Genomic DNA, 15,493 nt, shown 5'->3' with positions numbered 1-15,493 from the left:
GTCCGGGCAGCCAGCAGGCGGCTAGAAGCGTCCGTAGCGTGCCCGCGCCATCGAATACACCCCGTAGCAGGCCAGCCCCGCCGCGATGGCAGCCAGCAGGACGGTGCCGTAAGGCTGCGAGCCGAGCGTCTTCAATCCCCCGTCCAGGCCGGTGGACTTTGACGGATCGGCGGTGACGGCGGCGGCGATCACCAGGACGCCGACAACGGCGAGCACCACGCCCTTGGCCACGTAACCGACGCTGCCGGTCCATTCCACGGCAGTCCGGGCGTTGCCAGGGTCCTGCAGGTCCTCCATGAAGTTCCGGGTAAAGCCCTTGTAGGCGTAGTACCCGCCGGCGCCGACGATGGCGAGGCCCACAGCAACCAACAGCACCACTCCGGCAGGCGCGGCCATCAGTTTCGCGGTGAAGTCGGTGGCGGACTGGCTTGAACTCTTGCTTCCGCCGGTGGCAAACACCGCGAATGTGAAGGCAAGGACCCCGAACACCAGCGCCTTCCCGCCTGCAGTACCGGCTTTTTGCAGCTTCTTCCTGGACTCTGATTGGGAACGCGCCTCAAAAACTGCCTCGCTGACCATCCACAGGACCAGCGCGGCGCAGGCGACGGCACCCGCCCACAGCAGGAAGACGCCGCCGGGCTTTGAGGCCACCGCCCCGATGGCGCCGGTCTGGTCAGCCTCGCCGCCCTGCCCGCCGGCGATCTGCAGGGCAATCACCCCGATCAGGATGTGGAGCAGCCCAACGAAGACGAATCCGGCCCGGGCCAACACCCGCAGCGCGGGGCTCCTGCTCGCCGACGCCGCTCCGGAAACTGCACGGTTTGCCTTCTCCGAGGCGTTGCCCATGGCCGGCCCTTTCGATCTGACGCTGATCATCTGTTCCGAGGCGTCCGTGCCCTGGCCGCGGTGGGAATGCTTCAGTGTAGATCTGTAAATGCCGTGCGGACAGGCCTGCCCGGCGGAGAGCCGCCGGCATGGGTACACAATGGCAGTCATGGAGATTAATAGGCGGCAGGCCGTGGCGGCGGCGCTCCCGTGAGCGGCCTGGTGGACGGGGTCCTCGGCGTGAGTCCGGCGCTCGCCTACACACTGGTGGCCCTACTTGTCTTCGCCGAGGACGCACTGTTCATCGGATTCGTCATTCCTGGCGAGACGGCCGCCGTGCTGGGCGGGGTGGTGGCCAGCCGCGGCCAGGTGCAGTTGGGCGTCATGATGGGGCTGGTGGTGCTGGCTGCCATCATCGGCGACAGTGTGGGATACGAGGTGGGCAAGCATATGGGCCCAAGGCTGCTGGAGAACCGGTTCCTGCTCCGGCACCGTGACAACCTCGGCAAGGCCCAGGACTTCCTGCGGCGCCGCGGCGGATCAGCGGTCTTCCTGGGCCGGTTCGTGGCGCTCTTCCGGGCCCTGATGCCGGCACTGGCGGGCGTCTCCGGAATGCACTATCCGCGCTTCGTGGCCTTCAACGCCGCAGGTGGACTCATCTGGGGTGCGGGCTTCGTGCTGCTCGGCTATCTCGCCGGCAACTCCTACGGCGCCGTAGCCAAGGCCGCGGGCGAAGACGTGACTGCCGCCGTCGTGGTCATCGGCATCGTTGCCGTGCTGATCTGGCGGGTGCGGCGTGCCCGCAGCAGGAAGCGGCAGCCGTCCGCGCCGCCGCCAACCCAAAGCTGAGGCGGGTCCCGCACTCCCACTCCCGCCCCGTTACTGCTCCGGCCACTGTTCCCCCGGCGCCCGGGTGTCGTCAGGTTCTTCTGGCTGGCGCTGCGCAATTTGCCCCGCGGATCGCCGGGCTCCATACCCGCCGAACATAGGGGGCAGGGGCGGGTTCCTGAGCCTTGACGGCGGTGGTGGCCGGGCGTATACCGAAAAGGTCAGCGCGCTGGCCCCCGCTGGGCCCCGTATGGAGTCGGCTGCCCCCTGGTCTTGGTACACATCTGGAGTTGTCATGGGTAGCGATCGTTTTGACGTGCTCCGCGAACAGGTCCGCGGACAGGTCATCGAAGAAGGGGACGCCGGTTACGAGGAGGCCCGGCACGTCTACAACGGCATGATCGACCGCCGGCCAGCCGCGGTCCTGCAGGTATCCCAGGCGGCAGACGTCATGGCCGCCGTGCGCTTCGCCCGCGGCCTCGGCATTGATGTTGCGGTGCGCGGCGGCGGGCACAGCGCCCCCGGATTCGGAACGGTCGACGACGGCCTGGTCCTGGATTTCTCGGCGCGCCGCGGGGTGCGGGTTGACCCGGCAGCGAGGACAGCGCGCGTCGAAGCCGGCGCGACGTGGGCTGACTACAACCACGCCACACACGCCTTCGGCCTGGCCAGCACCGGCGGCATCGTCGGCACCACCGGCGTCAGTGGACTGACCCTGGGCGGCGGCATCGGCTACCTTGCCCGCAAGTACGGCCTGTCCTGCGACAACCTCATCGGGGCCGACGTCGTGCTTGCTGACGGTTCATTCCAGACGGCCAGCGACGCCGAGAACGTTGACCTCTTCTGGGCTTTGCGCGGCGGCAGCGGCAACTTCGGCGTGGTCACCTCGCTCGAGTTCCGGCTGCACCCCGTGGACATGGTCCATGTGGGCATCATCTTCTTCGACGCGTCCACCGGAGCCGGCGTGGGGGCTGCCTACCGCGAATGGATTGCCGCCGAACCTGAGGAAATGGGAGCGTTCCTGGGCTTCCACCGGGGGCCTCCGGTTCCGTTCCTGCCTGAGGAATGGCATGGACGGCCGGTGACCGTCGTCGTGGGCATGTGGACCGGCGATCCCGACGCCGGCCCGGCCCATTGGCAGCCAATGATGGACGCAGGAGAACCGCTGGGCAGCTTCTTCGCGCCCATGCCCTATCCCGCACTGAACATGATGTTCGACGGACTGAATGTTCCCGGACTCCAGGGATACTGGAAGGCCGATTTCCTCCGGACCCTCAGCGATGATGCGCTGCGCGTCGCCGTCGAGAAATCGCCTGGCATCCCGAGCATCCATACGGCCAACCACTTCTACCCGATAGACGGGGCAGTCCAGCGGGTGGCACCCGAAGCCACAGCCTTCGCCTACCGCAACGTCAATTTTGCACCGGTGATCGCGGCGCAGTGGCCCGACGCCGCGGAGAATGAGGCGAACATCGCGTGGGTCCGCGACTACTGGACGGCACTGCACGAATTCTCCGAACCCGGCGGGTACCTCAACTTCCAGGACTCGGACGATCAAGCGCGCATCGAGGAGACGCTGGGTTCGAACTACGCGCGGCTTGCCGAACTCAAGGCCAAGTACGATCCCGACAACTTCTTCCACATCAACCAGAACATCACGCCGGCTCCGGCAACGGGCACCGGGGCTGCACGTCCTGCCGCGGAGGCATCTGCATCCCTGCAGCGGGAGGCAGCAGATCTGCAACCCGGGGCGGGCTCGGACGCCGCACCTCCGGAGGCCGCTCCGGCATCCTGAACACCTGTTCGGCCGTTGACACCGGTCCGGGTCCGGGAGGCGTCCCCGCCGGGTGAGGACCATGCCCGCTGTGCCGCCACGACGGCGCGGCGGGCGTGCCTGCGTGGCCCGGATGTCGTCGTCGTGCGCTGTTTTGTTGCCGCGGGCAAATAACAGGGGCGGGCTATGGACTCTTCCGCAGGCCGCAATCAGACTGGCTACAACAGTTGGCCAGCGGATGGGCAGTTAAGGGCACAAATTGATCGGCCGGGAATGGGCAGCTGCATTATTGGGGCGTTAGCCGAGGCGGGTTTTCGAACCCGTGAAAGGACCTGGTCATGCCGGACTTCTCACCATTCTTCCCGCTCATTGCGATCATCCTGGGAGTGCTTTTTGCCGTTGGTTTCATTTGGGTGGCCACCAAACTGATGTGGAAAGTGGCAGAACCCAACGAAGCCCTGATCATTTCCGGGCTGACCCGTGGAACCCTGGATACCCGTGCCGGCATGGACTTCAAGATCGTGACGGGCAAGGGGGCGCTGGTACTTCCCGGGCTGCAGACCGTGCGCCCGCTTTCGCTCACCCTTAATGAAACGGAACTCAAGGTTTCCTGCGTCACCTCGCAGGGAATCCAGGTGGTGGTGGAAGGGGTGGTCATTTACAAGATTGGGGACGCGCCACCGTTTATTGCCAATGCGGCCCGCCGGTTCCTCGGCCAGCAGCCCAAAATGGAAAGCCAGGTCTACAACGTCTTTGAGGGGCACCTGCGTTCCATTATCGGCAGTATGACCATGGAGGAAATTATCCGGGAACGGGACAAGCTCGCTTCGCAGGTCCGCAGCGCCAGCGGCGTGGAAATGGAGAAGCTTGGCCTCGTGGTGGATTCGCTGCAGATCAAGGATCTGCAGGATCCCACCGGGTACATCCAGAACATCGCCAAGCCGCACATTGCCCAGGTGAAGATGGAGGCCAGGATCGCCGAGGCCACCCGCAACCGGGAGGCGGCCGAGAAGGAGGCCGAAGCGGCGGCACTGATCGCTGACGCCCAAAGCCTTTCCGCCATCAGGCAGTCCGTGGCGCAGGCCAACGCAGAACGGGCCCGGGCCAACGCTGCCCAGGCCGGTCCGCTGGCGGAGGCCACGGCACGCCAGCAGGTGGTGGTCCAGGAAACCGAAGTCGCCAAGCTCGAGGCCGACCGCGAGGAACAAAAGCTTCAAACCACCATCCGGAAGCCCGCAGACGCCAAGGCCTATGCCAAGCGCACCGACGCAGAAGGGCAAAAGGCGGCAGACATCAGCGCCGCAGAAGCCCTGGCACGGCGCACAGAGCTCGAAGCCCAGGCCAACGCCCGCCGGACGGAAATGACGGCACAGGCAAACGCCACCGCCGCGGCTGCTGCGGCTGGCGCCACCAAGGTCACCGGTGAAGCCGAGGCTGCGGCCACCAAGGCCAAGGGCGATGCTGCCGCCTCCGCCATCAAGGCCAAGGCCCTGGCCGAGGCGGACGGCATCAAGGCACGGGCCGAAGCCCTGGCCAGCAACCAGGACGCCGTGATTTCCCAGCAGCTCGCCGAAAACATGCCCGCCATCATCGCGGCCGCCGCCGAACCCTTCTCGCACGTTGGCCAAATGACAGTCCTGAACGGCGGCGAGGGCGTCAACAAGATGCTCGGCGGGATCCTGGCCCAGGCCGGCGACTACCTGCCGGCACTGCGCACCGCACTCCGCAACGGCAAGGACGCCAAAGACTCCTCGCGGACACCAACGGCTCCCGGCGCCTAGGAAGGCCATGCACAGGAATGCCGACCGCAGCCTGACAGGCAAGATCGCCCGGGTGACGGGACGGATCGGGCCCGGCACCATCGGCGAGGTCATGTTGCCCTATCTCGGCGGAACCATGGCCTTCCATGCACACCCCTTCGACAAGGCGAGCGGTTTCGCAGTGGGCGAGGAGGTGCTGGTGATCTACTTCGAACCGCCGCAAACGGTGTACGTCGAAGAACTCCCGGACGTGCTCCGGCACGCGGAGTAACCACCCGGCATCCGATAGAATCTCCTGTCGGCGAGCCTCCGCTCGCCCCTGATTTTCCCTGCGCACGGCGCGGGACTGAAGAAGTACTCAGAGGGGACGCAATGAGGCATGCCTCCGCGGTCAAGCGCGCCAACAACGGAACCGGGCACGCCCCACGGCTCGACATCCAGGGGCTCCGCGCACTGGCCGTTGGCCTCGTGGTGGTCTACCACCTCCGGCCGGAGGCCCTGGCGGGCGGGTTCATCGGCGTCGACGTGTTCTTCGTCCTTTCAGGGTTCCTGATCATCGGCTCCCTGGCACGGGAAGCTGCCAAGCACTCGTCGATCTCCGTCCCCGCCTTCTATGCCAGGCGGATCCGCCGGCTCTTCCCGGCGTCGGCCGCCGTGCTGGTGGCGGTCCTGCTGGGGACCGTGCTGCTGCTTCCGCAGAGCCGCTGGCAGGGCATCTCGGCCGATGTGCTCTTTTCGCTTCTCCAGGTGCAGAACTGGCACCAGGCGTTGTCCGCGGTGTCCTATGCGGGGGCAACTGGGGAAGTGTCACCGCTTCAGCACTTCTGGTCCCTCGCGGTCGAGGAACAGTTCTACCTGGTGATCCCGTTCTTCTTCCTGGGCCTTGTGCTGGCCGCCCGCCGCCTGAACCGGGCGGCAGACACGTTCATTGTTCCCGCACTGGCTGCGGTGGCACTGGTGTCCTTCGCGTACAGCATCTACCTCAGCAACAACGAACACACCCTGGCCTACTTCGTGACGGGCACCAGGGTGTGGGAGTTGGCCGTCGGCGGACTGGCCGCCCTGGTGCCGGCCATGGGCATCCTGACCGGGCGCCGTGCCGCCCTTGCCAGCTGGGTGGGCGTGGCCGCCGTCGTCATCCCCGTCTTCTTCCTGACCACCGATATGCCGTTCCCCGGCAGCATCGCCGCCACACCCGTGCTCGGCACTGCACTGCTCCTGAGGTCAGGCAGCACGGCGGCAGCCGTTCCGTGGTCAGCGTCCAGGGTGCTCAGCCTCCGTCCGCTGACCTTCATTGGCGACGTCTCGTACTCGCTCTACCTGTGGCATTGGCCAGTCATTGTGTTCGCCGTGGCCCTGCTGGGCCGCGCGCCACGGATCAGGGAGGCCATCCTTTTGGCAGTGCTGAGCCTCGGGCTCGCAGCTGCGTCCTACTACTGGGTGGAGCAGCGCTTCCGGCACCCTTCCAGCCGGAGCATCGGGTGGGGCGGCCACCGGAAGGTGTACGTCCTTGCCATGTGCAGCGCGGTGCTGGTGACCGTGGCGGCGTGGGCGCCGTGGCAGGTTGTTGAGGTCAAGCGGGCCCAGCTGTCCACTGCCCTGTCCGACCGGGACTACCCCGGCGCCCAGGCGTGGTCCGAGCGTCCCGCCGCCGTTCCCGCGGGCATGCCCGTCCGCCCGGATCCGTCCGTGGCGATGCAGGACGTTCCGGCCACGAGTGTTGGCGCATGCGGTGTCTACGATCCGGCCACGGTGCCTGATACTGACTGCTGGTTCGGGTCACAGGACCAGCAGGCGCCCGTAGTGGTCGTGGTGGGCGATTCGCACGCCGGCCAGTTCGTGGATCCGCTCGTTGCGGTGTCGAAGAAGATTCCGCTCAGGATCCACGCGATGGTGCGCAACGGATGCCCGTTTGCGCTGACGCCTCCACGCTCCGCGGACACCGTGTATGCCAACTGCTCGGCGCAGAACGCCATCACTGCCGAGAAGATTATCGGGCAGAAACCGGATCTGGTCCTGGTGGCGGGGATGCGCGAGGACGGCTACCGCAAGGCGCTCGGGTGGCACTGGTCCCCCGAATCCCCGCTGGCTGACGGTTACGTCCAGTCCCTGTCACGGCTGCGCGAGGCGGGCCTGCGCGTCGCCGTGATCGCCGATCCGCCGTACCCCGGCGGAAATCCGGTGGAATGCCTGCAGAAGCACGGCAAGCAGGATCAATGCGCAACGTCCGCAGCCGAGGCCCTTGCAGGTACGGACACTCTGGTGGCTGCCGCCGGCAGTGTTCCCGGGGTTGAAACGATCGACCTGTCCCGCCATTTCTGCCGCGACGGCGTCTGCCCGGTGGTTATTGGCAATGTCCTTGTCTACCGCGACAACCACATGACGAACACGTTCGCGAAGTCGCTGGCCCCGGACCTCGCCGTGGCATTGCGCTTGGGCTAAGCCCCGGGAGCCGGACAGGCCAGTCCCCCCTTGTCACCTTCGTTGAACGATGGTTCCGCCGACCTCCCTTGGGCGCTGTTACCAGCGCTCCTGCCTTTAGCCCTCGCACTCGCTGCAGTACGAATGGCCGTTGCTTTCCCGCGCCAGCTGGGAGCGGTGGCGGACCAGGAAACAGGAGTAGCAGGTGAATTCGTCCGCGCCCTGGGGAATGACCTGGACTGTCAGTTCCTCAGAGACGATTTCTCCACCGGGGGTCAGGCCTTCATCCAGTGCATCCGCTTCGTCCAACTGGGTAACAACGCTCCGGGCGTCAGGGGCGTTGGCAGATTGCAACGCCTCCAGGGAACGGTCCTGGGACTCCTTTACATCGGAGCGGACCTCGTCATAATCGGTTGCCACGGGTGCATCTCATTTCTCTTGCCGGCTGCTCACTTGACGTGTCTCCAACGTGCGCCGCTGCGCCGTTGTTCCCGAAGGGGTGAACACACCTAGCCGGCCCCTGGAAATCCGGGGCTGGAACTGCCTCGAAATCTATCTCAGCGTTCCGGTCACCGTTGCATAAGTGACCGCTTTGTCCTTGACCCGGCGGATGTAGGCATCAGATTGGTTGTACGAGTAGATGGCCTGCATCCAACCCTGGGAGGTCCGAAGGTCGCGGCCGTTGAGGCAAAGATACGTGGCGGCGCTGAGGGCGGCGTCGTCGATGTTGAAGGGGTCCGCTGTTCCATCGCCGTTGCCGTCTCGACCCACCAGCCGCCACGTCGAGGGTATGAACTGCATGGGTCCGACGGCCCGGTCCCACTGGCCATCTCCGTCCAGTGCGCCGCCGTCGGTGTCCGGGATGGCGGCGAATCCTTCGCCGTCGAGGCTGGGGCCAACAATGGCGCCGCTTGCCTGCCCGTCCGTGTCCAGGCTGCCACCGCCGTGGGTTCCGTGTCCCGATTCCACGGAGCCGACGGCGGCCAGCGTGTTCCAGCCGATTCCGCAGGCCGGGGAGGATCCATTGGCCGAGGCGCCTGCGGCAACGTAGGCCCGCAGGGCACGGGAAGGGATGCCGGTCTGCGCCGCTGCGTCCGTGAGCCACTGGGCATCCGGGCTTGCCGTGACGTTGACGGCCGTTGTCATTCCGCTACGCCCCGCATCGAGTTTCACGCCCGCCAGCGGGGGCGGTGGGAGGATCTGGCCGGTGTCCTCCACATCGGACTTCCCGGCAGCCCAGAACGAGAATGCGGTGCCCACGCAGATCAGGAACAGGCAGAGAACCACATAACGTCGAATACGGAGCACTGACTAATCAAACCATCAACACCGGCGGACAATTCATCTGTACACATCAGTGGCGTCACCGTGGCTTGACGGCGCCGAGTGGGGTATCTTGTTGCTACTCGTGGTTGAGCAGCCAGCCCGCACAGTGCGCGCAAGGGAGCCCCCGTGAGTTCTACGCCGACCATCAATCGTTCAGCGATCCACGACGCTTCCCTCCGTAGCTTTGCCCTGGAAACGGGCTAAAGACCACCTGTTGCACCGAGGATGCGGTAACAGGTGAGGGTGGCCCAATTCTGGTACCGGCCCCCGCCGTGGGCCGGTACCAGAATTGGGGGCCGGCCCACGGTCCACCCGCGACGCAGCGCTGATTCGCCCCGCTGCAGGAGCCGGAAAGCGTCACCAGAACGGCACAGGCTAGTGGCGGCTCCAGTCGGCGATGGTGCGGTCCATGAACGTGGCGACCGCCTGGACGATGTCCGTGGAGGGGTCGTTCAGCCATTGCAGCCCGATGCCGTCCAGGACGGCCGTCACAATGCGGACTTCCATATCAATCTGTGCCGGCGCTAAGGACGTTGTTTCGCCCGCATCGGCAGCCTGGCGAAGGTGTCCGGCCAGTGTGGTGAGGTTGCGGTCATATCGGTGCCGGATGAACGTATGGGCGGGGTGCGCAGGGTTAGACGCTTCAGCGGCCATGGTGATGAAAAGTTCGAGCAGGCCAGGATTGGCTAGGTGTGCGCTCATGACCAGGGGCAGGCGCCGAAAGTAGTCCAGCCCCTCAACTCCCGAGAGGCCGGTTTCAACGGTTTGGCGGTCCCACTCCTCCAGCACCGCCGTCAACAGTCCTTCCTTGCTGCCAAAGTGCTGCAGCAGCGTGGCATGCGAGACACCGACGCGCTCGGCGATGGTTCGGATGGATCCGCCGGCAAAGCCCTGCTCACCAAAGACCGTCAGGGCCGCCTGCACGATCTGCTCCCGCCGCCGCACCCCTGTTTTATATGGGCCCCTGGGGGCAGAGACAGCCTTTCCGGCCATTCAGGCACTTCCTTTTTCCGGGACGTTGACGAAAATCTACCATTCGGTTATGGTTCATGTCCAGAAGAGGTCCCTCGACTACCCGGGAAGTGCTCATGCGGTATTCCATCCTCGGCCGGACCGGCCTCAAGGTCTCCCGGATCTGTCTCGGTACCGCGACGTTCGGCGTTGCACCCAACGCGCGCGAAGCCGGCCGGCTGGTCGGCGCGGCGCTCGACCTTGGTATCAACTTCATCGATACCGCAGACTCCTACGGCAACATGCCCGTCTTCGATCGCCCGGGCGCCCCGGCGTCCGCAGACCGCGAACCCGCCGAGCAGATCCTCGGCCGCGCGCTGCGCGGCCGCCGCGATGAGGCAATCATCGCTACAAAGTCCCAGGTCCATGTTGGCCCCGGGATCAATGATGGCGGCCTGTCGCGCCGCCACATCATCGCGCAGGTCGAGACCAGCCTGCGGCGCCTGGGCACGGACTACATCGACCTCTACTACGCACACAACCCCGACCCCGACACTCCACTCGAACAAACCCTCAGCGCGTACGACGATCTCATCCGCCAAGGCAAGATCCGCTACATCGGCCTGTCCAACCACCCCGCCTGGCAACTCGTCCACGCTTTGTGGCTCGCCGACGACCGCCGATACTACGGACCCGTGGCCACCCAGGTTAAGTACAACCTGATAGACCGCACAGCCGAACGGGAACTGGCCCCGGCCTGCGACGAATTTGGCGTCTCGATCATCCCGTACGCCCCGCTGCACGGTGGCCTGCTTGCTGATCTTCGCGTCCTTGACCGGGGCGTCAGCGGCGACCAGCGCTTCGCAGGGCCCGGCTTTACCAGTGGCGAGATCAATACGGCCCGCGAACTCGACCGGCTCAGCCGCGAGTGGGGACTGGCACTCAACCAATCCTCACTGGCCTGGCTGCTGTCCCGGCCGGCTGTGGCATCGGCCATCGTGGGGGCCGAGTCTGTCGAAGAACTCCACGCCAACGCTTCCGCGGCTGACGTCGACCTGGACAACGACCAACTCGCCGCCATCACAGCCTTGACGAGCGCCTTGGCCTGAGGTCCGGAGCAAGAACGCACGACGCGGCGGAAGGGTTCGCGTCCGCGCGCTCGAGTTCTCGGAGGCGTCGGGTATGGCGCCTCCGGGCCCGCCGCCCTGCGGAATCATTCCCGGCGGCAGCCGCAGGATTGGCGGACCTGGAGGTCGGCGGGGAAGATGTGGTGTTCGGGGGTGTTGCCGCGGCCGGTGCCGATGAGGGCGTTGACCGCGGCTTCGGCCATGGCTTTTGCGGGCTGCTTGACCGTGGTCAGGGGCGGCCAGCTGTACTCCGCTTCCGCCGACCCGTCGAAGGACGCCAACGCCATGTCCTGGGGCACGGACAGGCCCGCCTCGTGCAGCGCCCGCAGGATCCCCACGGCCTGCAGGTCCGACGTCGCAAAAATAGCCGTGGGCCGCTCCGCCCCGGCCAGCAGCCGCTTGCCCGCAGCGTAACCGCCCTCCCGCGTGAACGGGGTCCGCACAATGGGTCCCTCCGGCAGGCCCGCGCCGGCCAGGGCCTGCAGCCAGCCCTCCTCACGGCCGTCGTAATAGTTGCCCGTGTTCGTTCCCATCGCCAACGCGATCCGCGTGTGCCCGTGACCGATCAGATGCTCCACGGCAGCCCGCGCACCGGCCACCAAGTCCACGCCCACACTGTTTAACCCCGGCGCCTCCGCACTGTGGTTCAACAACACCACCGGGACCTCCGCCGACTCGAAGTCCGCCGCCCCGGGCTCCATCAACACACTCGAGACAATGACACCGTCCACCTGCCGGGCCGCCAGGTTGCGGACGTTCCGCCGTTCCTTGGCCACGTTCCCGTCCGAATTGGTCAGCACCAGCGCATAGCCCAGATCCGCTGCGGCCTCTTCCACCGCGTGGGCCAGCAACGAAAAGAACGGGTTGCTGTTATCCGGAATGACCAGCCCGATCGTCTCACTCGAACCCAGCTTCAACGCCCGCGCCGCAGCATTGGGCCGGTACCCCAACCGCCGGATGGCATCCTGGACCTTCGCCTCCGTAGCCGGCGCCACCCGCTTCGGACCACCATTCACCACATAACTCACCACGGCAGTACTGACCCCGGCGAACCGCGCAACATCCTTACGCGTCACAGGCCCCCTGGGCCCCGGCACAGCCGAAATGGTCATGGGATGCACGCTTACTACGGGTTGGCCGGGGCGTCGCCGAAGTCGCGGATGGGGAGCCGCGCCCCGTTCTGCTGGGCCGAGGCGTGGGCGACGATGCCTGGAAGGGTGAAGCGTGCGGCTACCCAGGCGTTGACCGGGGGCAACGTTCCCTCGTTGACGGCGGTGACGAAGTCGTCCACCAGGAAGTGGTGACTGCCCTCGTGTCCGTTGGGGGCGCCGCGGAACTCCTCGGGCAGCCGGCCCGCGTCGTGCACGGGAGCAAGCCCTGATACGAACGCGTCACGCAGTTCGGGTGCCACGTTGGCCAGGGACGGATCGTCCAGCGGAATGCTGGGCCGCGTCTCCATCTGCTCCGAGATGTCATGGACGTTCTTCTTGTCCTGCCACACCGTGACTTTGGCGAGCTGTTCGAAGCTGGCTTCGGTTCCGAAGAAGCGGAACCGGGATTCCCGGATGTGGGAGGGGTAGCCCACCCGGCGCATTTCGTTGGTGCGCATCACGCCGCCGTCGTTCAATTCAAAAAGGGCCGTGGCGTTGGAGAAGTCGTTGCCGAACATACTGACGTCCTTGTCGAAGACGCCGTCATTGCGGTCGTCCTTGACGCCGAAGCAGCTGACGCTGACGGCATGCGACGGAAGCGCACCGAGGACGCCGCCAATGGCATGGGTGGGGTACAGCATGGGCGGGTAGCTGGCCGTCTCCTTCCAGCGGTCGCCGCCGCTGTACTGGTAGGCGTCATAGAAGCCCAGGTCCATGTCATGGACGTAGTCGCCCTCCGAATAGAAGATCCGCCCAAATTTGCCTGCGGCGTGCTGTTCGCGGGCGTAGACCGTGGCGGGGTTGTAGTAGCTGGTCTCCCCCATCATGTACACCAGGCCGGTTTCCCGGACGGCCTCGATGATGCGGGCGATTTCTTCTTCCGTCACCGCCATCGGCACGGCCGAGTAGACATGCTTGCCCGCGCGGAGGGCCCGTTCAACCAGCGGACCGTGGGTCCAGCGCTGGGTGAAGATGGCCACTGCGTCAACATCGGAAGCCAGGAGGGCCTCGAAATCCGGCTTCACGCCGGCGAGGTCATAGCGGTCCACCGCTTCTGCAGCGCGTTCCGGGCGCTCGTCCACCACGCACACCTCCTTGACGCCGGGGTGGAGGTTGAACAGGTGGGCAAACTGGCCGCCGAACTGGCCTGCGCCAACGATGCCGATTGAGAACGTCATTGTTTTCCTTCTGTGTGGAAGTGGGGTGCGCCGGTGCCGGCGCGGAAGCAGGAATGCGGTAAACGTTTCCTGCCCTGACATTGCAGGAATTGCGTGGTTCTACTCGAGTCAACAACCCCGTGACCAGAAAATCAAGCCATTTTGGAACGGAAATTAATCTCTTGCACCACAGTATCTACTCGTGTAGATTGCAGCTCAGGTTGTTAGGCACATCACACAATCAGGAAGGGTCGAAGATGACCACCCTTACCAGGAACCCCCGTTCGCGGGAGCAAAAGCCCAAGCGAACACTGCTCAACCGGAAGCTGCCCGGCACCCGCAGCGACGTCAGGATTGCACTGTTCTTCATCGCACCGGCCATGATCGGATTCGTCCTCTTCTACCTGGTGCCCACCATCCGCGGGATCTACCTCAGCTTCACGGAATACAACATTCTCGGAGATCCGGAATGGATCGGGCTGGAGAACTACCAGGCGATCGCCAAGGATCCCCTGTTTTGGAACTCACTGGCTGTCACCGGCCAGTACGTCGTCCTGAACATCGCGCTGCAGACGTCACTGGCACTGGGCCTGGCGCTGCTCATGCACCAGGTGGCCAAATCCACCATCATCCGGGGCGCACTGCTGCTTCCCTACCTGATGTCCAACGTCATTGCCGCCCTGCTGTGGTTCTGGATGCTGGACTACCAGATCGGCGTGGTGAACCAGTTCATCGAGTGGGCCGGCCTGCCCCGGGCCGCCTTCTTCGGCAGCGAGGAATGGGCCATCCCCACCCAGGCACTGATTAACACCTGGCGGCACATGGGCTACACCGCGCTGCTCATCTTCGCCGGCCTGCAGTCCATCCCGGGCCACGTCTACGAGGTGGCCAAGCTGGACGGGGCGTCTGCATGGCAAACCTTCACCAAGATCACCATCCCGCTGCTGCGTCCGGTGCTGGTACTGGTCCTGGTGGTCACCGTCATCGGTTCCTTCCAGGTCTTTGACACTGTCGCGGTGACCACAGGCGGCGGCCCGGTGAACGCCACCCGCGTCATCCAGTACTACATCTACCAGCGCGCCTTCACGGAGTCGGACTTCGGCTACGGATCGGCCATCGCCGTCATTCTCTTCCTCATCCTCGCCCTGGTGGCCTTCATCCAGATGAAGTTCCTCAAGGGCAACGAGTCGGACCTGGACTAAGGAGTCCTCCATGACCACCACCGCAAGCCGCGCGCCACTGGCCAAGCCGGCCCCCCGCCGTCGTCCGTTCAACCCCCGCCGCGCCGGCGCCTGGGCCCTGCTGATCCTTGCCATCGCCGTCTCCGTCCTTCCCTTCCTCTGGGTGCTGCGGACCGCGCTGTCCACCAACAACGCGCTGGCCACCAACGCCAGCAGCCTCCTCCCGGCGGAATTCACCTTCGGAGCCTTCAAGCGGGTTTTCGGCCTGCAGACTCCCGCGGAGGCCGTTGCCGAAGGCGGCTCGGGCGCCGCCATCGATTTCTGGATCTACCTGCGCAACTCCGTTGTCTTCTCCTCCGTCACCACCGCCGGGGCCGTGTTCTTCAGCGCCATGGCCGCCTACGCTTTCGCCCGGCTCCGCTGGAAGGGCCGCAACGCCGTCTTCAGCCTCTTCCTCGGCACCATGCTGGTCCCGCCGATCTTCACGGCACTGCCCAACTTCCTGCTGATCAAGAACCTGGACCTGCTGAACACCATGCTCGGAATGGTCCTCCCCTATCTGTTCATGACCCCGTTCGCCATCTTCTTCCTGCGCCAGTTCTTCCTGAACATGTCCCGCGAGGTAGAGGAAGCGGCCATGCTCGACGGCGCCAAGCACCTCCGCATCTTCTTCCAGATTGTCCTGCCCAACGCCGCAGCCCCCATCGCCACCCTCGCACTGCTCACCTTCATCGGCCAGTGGAACGAGTACTTTTGGCCGCTGCTGGTCGGCTCCCAGGATGACGTCCGCGTGCTCCAGGTGGGGCTCGGCGTCTTCAAATCACAGTCCCCGCAGGGCGCACCGGACTGGTCCGGCCTGATGGCCGCCACGCTCGTCTCGGCCCTGCCGGTCCTGATCCTCTTCGCCGCGTTCGGCAAGAAGATCGTCAACTCCATCGGCTTCTCCGGCATCAAGTAGACCCCCTCTTTTCTCCTGCAACCTCGCGCAGGCC

The 15,493-nt window shown here is 65.5% G+C and carries 14 protein-coding genes and 1 pseudogene; 9 read left to right on the top strand and 6 right to left on the bottom strand.

Going from position 1 to position 15,493, the window contains the following annotated elements:
* Window positions 1-21: 21 nt before the first annotated feature.
* On the bottom strand, window positions 22-846 hold the full coding sequence (locus ACP3TD_RS09790; RefSeq protein WP_426767086.1) for a DUF1206 domain-containing protein: 825 nt from the start codon (window positions 844-846) through the stop codon (window positions 22-24).
* Between the two features lie 189 nt (window positions 847-1,035).
* Here ACP3TD_RS09790 and ACP3TD_RS09785 point away from each other — a divergent pair, with 189 nt between their 5' ends.
* The 6 genes and pseudogenes from ACP3TD_RS09785 to ACP3TD_RS09760 all read left to right on the top strand — a co-directional run bounded on the left by ACP3TD_RS09785 (window position 1,036) and on the right by ACP3TD_RS09760 (window position 7,629).
* Window positions 1,036-1,674 (top strand): DedA family protein, encoded by a 639-nt coding sequence (locus ACP3TD_RS09785; RefSeq protein ID WP_426767084.1) that lies wholly within the window; start codon window positions 1,036-1,038, stop codon window positions 1,672-1,674.
* A gap of 274 nt (window positions 1,675-1,948) precedes the next feature.
* Entirely contained in the window at window positions 1,949-3,448 is a 1,500-nt protein-coding gene (locus ACP3TD_RS09780) for an FAD-binding oxidoreductase (RefSeq protein ID WP_426767082.1), read from the top strand.
* A gap of 317 nt (window positions 3,449-3,765) precedes the next feature.
* The gene (locus ACP3TD_RS09775) at window positions 3,766-5,208 is read left to right on the top strand and encodes a flotillin family protein (protein ID WP_091719925.1); all 1,443 of its coding nucleotides are present in this window, start codon (window positions 3,766-3,768) and stop codon (window positions 5,206-5,208) included.
* Between the two features lie 7 nt (window positions 5,209-5,215).
* Window positions 5,216-5,458, top strand: a complete 243-nt coding sequence (locus ACP3TD_RS09770; protein WP_015936959.1) for a hypothetical protein — start codon at window positions 5,216-5,218, stop codon at window positions 5,456-5,458.
* A 101-nt stretch (window positions 5,459-5,559) separates the two neighbouring features.
* Window positions 5,560-6,609: pseudogene (locus tag ACP3TD_RS09765) on the top strand (acyltransferase family protein); the annotation flags it as partial.
* Between the two features lie 93 nt (window positions 6,610-6,702).
* Window positions 6,703-7,629 (top strand): SGNH hydrolase domain-containing protein, encoded by a 927-nt coding sequence (locus ACP3TD_RS09760; RefSeq protein WP_426767185.1) that lies wholly within the window; start codon window positions 6,703-6,705, stop codon window positions 7,627-7,629.
* A 96-nt stretch (window positions 7,630-7,725) separates the two neighbouring features.
* Here the strand turns inward: ACP3TD_RS09760 and ACP3TD_RS09755 are convergent, their stop codons facing one another.
* The 3 genes from ACP3TD_RS09755 to ACP3TD_RS09745 form a co-directional block, all read right to left on the bottom strand.
* The gene (locus ACP3TD_RS09755) at window positions 7,726-8,028 is read right to left on the bottom strand and encodes a DUF4193 domain-containing protein (protein ID WP_056078803.1); all 303 of its coding nucleotides are present in this window, start codon (window positions 8,026-8,028) and stop codon (window positions 7,726-7,728) included.
* A 132-nt stretch (window positions 8,029-8,160) separates the two neighbouring features.
* The gene (locus ACP3TD_RS09750) at window positions 8,161-8,916 is read right to left on the bottom strand and encodes a lytic transglycosylase domain-containing protein (RefSeq protein ID WP_426767080.1); all 756 of its coding nucleotides are present in this window, start codon (window positions 8,914-8,916) and stop codon (window positions 8,161-8,163) included.
* Between the two features lie 393 nt (window positions 8,917-9,309).
* Window positions 9,310-9,927: a TetR/AcrR family transcriptional regulator gene (locus tag ACP3TD_RS09745; protein WP_426767079.1), complete on the bottom strand. Its 618-nt coding sequence runs from the start codon at window positions 9,925-9,927 to the stop codon at window positions 9,310-9,312.
* Window positions 9,928-10,022: 95 nt separating this feature from the next.
* On the opposite strand from ACP3TD_RS09745, the gene ACP3TD_RS09740 reads away from it, so the two are divergent.
* Window positions 10,023-10,994 (top strand): aldo/keto reductase, encoded by a 972-nt coding sequence (locus ACP3TD_RS09740; RefSeq protein ID WP_426767077.1) that lies wholly within the window; start codon window positions 10,023-10,025, stop codon window positions 10,992-10,994.
* Between the two features lie 104 nt (window positions 10,995-11,098).
* On the opposite strand, the gene ACP3TD_RS09735 is transcribed toward ACP3TD_RS09740, so the two are convergent.
* Together ACP3TD_RS09735 and ACP3TD_RS09730 are read right to left on the bottom strand one after the other, a co-directional pair.
* On the bottom strand, window positions 11,099-12,124 hold the full coding sequence (locus ACP3TD_RS09735; protein WP_426767075.1) for a LacI family DNA-binding transcriptional regulator: 1,026 nt from the start codon (window positions 12,122-12,124) through the stop codon (window positions 11,099-11,101).
* 14 nt (window positions 12,125-12,138) lie between these two features.
* Window positions 12,139-13,341 (bottom strand): Gfo/Idh/MocA family protein, encoded by a 1,203-nt coding sequence (locus tag ACP3TD_RS09730; protein ID WP_426767073.1) that lies wholly within the window; start codon window positions 13,339-13,341, stop codon window positions 12,139-12,141.
* A 236-nt stretch (window positions 13,342-13,577) separates the two neighbouring features.
* Here ACP3TD_RS09730 and ACP3TD_RS09725 point away from each other — a divergent pair, with 236 nt between their 5' ends.
* Both ACP3TD_RS09725 and ACP3TD_RS09720 read left to right on the top strand, forming a co-directional pair.
* Complete coding sequence (locus ACP3TD_RS09725) at window positions 13,578-14,522, top strand: carbohydrate ABC transporter permease (RefSeq protein ID WP_426767071.1); 945 nt, start codon at window positions 13,578-13,580, stop codon at window positions 14,520-14,522.
* A 10-nt stretch (window positions 14,523-14,532) separates the two neighbouring features.
* A complete protein-coding gene (locus ACP3TD_RS09720; protein ID WP_426767070.1) occupies window positions 14,533-15,459 on the top strand; it encodes a carbohydrate ABC transporter permease in 927 nt (308 codons plus the stop codon).
* The last annotated feature ends 34 nt before the right edge of the window (window positions 15,460-15,493 follow it).

The sequence above is a fragment of the Pseudarthrobacter sp. 1G09 genome (assembly GCF_050038305.1).
Classification (GTDB): Bacteria; Actinomycetota; Actinomycetes; order Actinomycetales; family Micrococcaceae; genus Arthrobacter; species Arthrobacter equi.
Note: the sequence above shows the minus strand (reverse complement) of the source record. Positions and strands in the feature narration are given on the sequence as shown.

What these genes read in the sequence shown, in the direction of transcription:
- ACP3TD_RS09745 (WP_426767079.1), bottom strand. Translation starts at nt 9,927, where the DNA reads ATGGCCGGAAAGGCTGTCTCTGCCCCCAGGGGCCCATATAAAACAGGG.
- ACP3TD_RS09730 (WP_426767073.1), bottom strand. Translation starts at nt 13,341, where the DNA reads ATGACGTTCTCAATCGGCATCGTTGGCGCAGGCCAGTTCGGCGGCCAG.
- ACP3TD_RS09735 (WP_426767075.1), bottom strand. Translation starts at nt 12,124, where the DNA reads ATGACCATTTCGGCTGTGCCGGGGCCCAGGGGGCCTGTGACGCGTAAG.
- ACP3TD_RS09720 (WP_426767070.1), top strand. Translation starts at nt 14,533, where the DNA reads ATGACCACCACCGCAAGCCGCGCGCCACTGGCCAAGCCGGCCCCCCGC.
- ACP3TD_RS09760 (WP_426767185.1), top strand. Translation starts at nt 6,703, where the DNA reads ATGTGCAGCGCGGTGCTGGTGACCGTGGCGGCGTGGGCGCCGTGGCAG.
- ACP3TD_RS09790 (WP_426767086.1), bottom strand. Translation starts at nt 846, where the DNA reads ATGGGCAACGCCTCGGAGAAGGCAAACCGTGCAGTTTCCGGAGCGGCG.
- ACP3TD_RS09770 (WP_015936959.1), top strand. Translation starts at nt 5,216, where the DNA reads ATGCACAGGAATGCCGACCGCAGCCTGACAGGCAAGATCGCCCGGGTG.
- ACP3TD_RS09775 (WP_091719925.1), top strand. Translation starts at nt 3,766, where the DNA reads ATGCCGGACTTCTCACCATTCTTCCCGCTCATTGCGATCATCCTGGGA.
- ACP3TD_RS09780 (WP_426767082.1), top strand. Translation starts at nt 1,949, where the DNA reads ATGGGTAGCGATCGTTTTGACGTGCTCCGCGAACAGGTCCGCGGACAG.
- ACP3TD_RS09740 (WP_426767077.1), top strand. Translation starts at nt 10,023, where the DNA reads ATGCGGTATTCCATCCTCGGCCGGACCGGCCTCAAGGTCTCCCGGATC.
- ACP3TD_RS09725 (WP_426767071.1), top strand. Translation starts at nt 13,578, where the DNA reads ATGACCACCCTTACCAGGAACCCCCGTTCGCGGGAGCAAAAGCCCAAG.